General features: G+C 42.6%; 4 protein-coding genes. All 4 read left to right on the top strand.

Annotated features, from left to right (window positions below; genetic code table 11):
• On the top strand, positions 1-681 hold a 681-nt coding region (locus HMPREF1051_RS02225), incomplete at its 5' end, for a type II secretion system F family protein (RefSeq protein WP_036491347.1).
• 1 nt (position 682) lies between these two features.
• On the top strand, positions 683-1,546 hold the full coding sequence (locus HMPREF1051_RS02220) for a prepilin peptidase (protein ID WP_003763804.1): 864 nt from the start codon (positions 683-685) through the stop codon (positions 1,544-1,546).
• A 1-nt stretch (position 1,547) separates the two neighbouring features.
• A complete protein-coding gene (gene coaE, locus HMPREF1051_RS02215) occupies positions 1,548-2,177 on the top strand; it encodes a dephospho-CoA kinase (RefSeq protein ID WP_003763808.1) in 630 nt (209 codons plus the stop codon).
• A gap of 54 nt (positions 2,178-2,231) precedes the next feature.
• Positions 2,232-2,417, top strand: coding sequence for a DNA gyrase inhibitor YacG (yacG, locus tag HMPREF1051_RS12840; protein WP_003763805.1), 186 nt, complete (start codon positions 2,232-2,234; stop codon positions 2,415-2,417).
• Positions 2,418-2,572: the final 155 nt, after the last annotated feature.

The following is a 2,572-nucleotide window of genomic DNA, read 5'->3' as shown; positions in this document are numbered from 1 at the left end:
GCAATAGCATTGATTTTTGTGATGATGCGCTGGGTATTGCCTGAATTTGGTAAGGTTTACGAAAGCATGGGAGCGAAACTGCCTGACTTAACCCAAATTGTTATGGATATTTCCAAAATTTTTGTGGAATATGGATGGCTGATGATCGTTATCTTTATTGCCGTTTGTTTTGGTGTTTATAAACTACATGAAAAATCAACAAGTTTCCAAAAACGTATAGATGCAATGATCTTACGTTTACCAATTTTTGGTCCGATTGTCCGTAAAGCGACTATTGCTCGGTGGGCTCGTACCACTTCCACCTTGTTTGCCGCAGGCGTACCTTTGGTAGAAGTTTTAGATTCAGTAGCAGGAGCAGCCGGTAATATCCTTTATGAGGAGGCAACACAAGACATTCGTGCGAAAGTTACTCAAGGTCTTTCTTTGACTTCGAGTATGCAAAGTACGGATATGTTCCCCAATATGGTTATTCAAATGGCCGCTATTGGTGAAGAATCCGGTTCCCTTGATGATATGTTGAATAAGGCTGCTGAATTTTACGAAGATGAAGTTGATAACTCTGTAGCACAATTATCCTCACTGATGGAGCCCATCATTATGGTAGTTTTAGGCGCCATCATCGGAACATTGTTGGTAGCAATGTATCTGCCGCTGTTTAACCTCGGTAACGTAGTAGGTTAATATGTTGGAATCTTTGGATACATTAGCGCCATTTGATATTCCATTATCTGTCGTCGTTGGTTTGTTGATCGGAAGTTTTCTTAATGTTGTCATTTACCGCGTTCCTGTCATGATGGAACGCGGCTGGACTCAGTTTGCGAAAGAGCATTTGCAACTTGAATTAACGGAAGAAGAGCAGCAACCATTCAATTTGATGAAACCGGATTCACGCTGCCCTAAGTGTCATGCTCCGGTAAAGGCTTGGCAAAATATTCCGATTGTCAGTTATCTGATGCTTGGCGGTAAATGTGGTGCGTGTAAAACGCCCATCAGCATCCGTTATCCCTTAATCGAATTATTGACCGGTATATTGTTTGGCGTAGTGGCGTGGCAATATGGCTGGACGATGGCTGCATTTGGCGGTTTGATATTGACTGCGCTATTGATTGCATTAACCTTTATCGATGCGGATACTCAATATTTACCCGACAGCCTGACCCTGCCGTTGATATGGTTAGGTTTGCTGTTTAATTTGAATGGCACTTTTGTTCCATTAAAATCTGCCGTTTTAGGCGCGGTTTTCGGCTATATGAGCTTATGGCTGTTGTGTTTTATCTATAAGCTTTTGACTGGAAAAATCGGTATGGGTAACGGCGATTTTAAATTGCTGGCCGCTCTAGGTGCATGGCTTGGTGCCGGAATTTTACCTGTATTGGTCTTTATGGCAGCTTTAATTGGTCTGATTGGTGCGATTATCGGACGGGTTGCCAAAGGACAATATTTTGCTTTCGGTCCGAGTTTGGCTATTGCCGGCTGGATTATTTTGGTAGCTAACGAGCCGGTACATCGTGCCGTCACTTGGTGGCTGACCAAATCAGGATTTTAATATGACTTTATGGATAGGTTTGACGGGTGGTATCGGCAGCGGGAAATCTCAAGCAGCAAAAATCTTTTCTGATTTGGGTGTCCCGCACATTGATGCCGACGCCCTGAGTCGAAGCCTGACGGCGGATAACGGTATAGCATTACCGGCTATCCGCCGTCTTTTTGGCGACAAGGTTTTTCATACCCAAAACAGTCTGAACCGTGCTGCTTTGAGGGATCTGGTTTTCAGACAACCTCAAGCCAAAAAAGAATTGGAGGAGGTGTTGCTGCCTTTGATTTTAAATGAAATCAAATCGGCAAAAACCCGCTATCCTAGTGCTACATACGGCATTATCGATGTACCTTTGCTGATTGAAAATCCGGAATTTTTAGCGGCTGTCGATAGAGTATTGGTTATCGACGTTTCTGAAGCAACCCAAATTCTTCGCGTTCAGCAAAGAAGCGGTTTGGACACAGAAGAGATCAAGCGCATTATGAACACTCAGGCCAGCCGCAAAACGCGGCTGCTCTATGCAGATGATGTCTTAGAAAATGAAGGGACTTTATCTGAATTGACCCAAAAAATTCAGGGACTGCATAGGTTTTATCTGGGATATTCCGGCAACTCGAAATTTGGTACATCATTGCCCTAACGTGAAATATTTCAATCAACAGACAAAGCATAAATGATTTGTAAGGAACAAATAATGACTGAAGTAACGACTGTAAAATGTCCGACCTGTCAAAAGCCGGTGATATGGAATGAAGAGAGCAAATACCGGCCTTTTTGCAGTCAACGCTGCCGATTGATTGACTTAGGTGAATGGGCGCAAGAGAAATATACGGTTGCAACAGAAGAAGATGATAGTTTATCGGACTTATTAAAATTATAAACGATAGAACATAACTATCTAATAGAACTTGGTTTAACAAACAAAAAAATAAAGCCTTTTATAGTGGGTTAACTTTAAACCAGTACGGCGTTGCCTCGCCTTGCCGTACTATCTGTACTGTCTGCGGCTTCGTCGCCTTGTCCTGATTTAAATTT

The sequence above is a fragment of the Neisseria sicca VK64 genome, from assembly GCF_000260655.1.
Taxonomy (GTDB): domain Bacteria; phylum Pseudomonadota; class Gammaproteobacteria; order Burkholderiales; family Neisseriaceae; genus Neisseria; species Neisseria sicca_B.
This window is presented reverse-complemented; position numbering and strand designations above follow the sequence as displayed.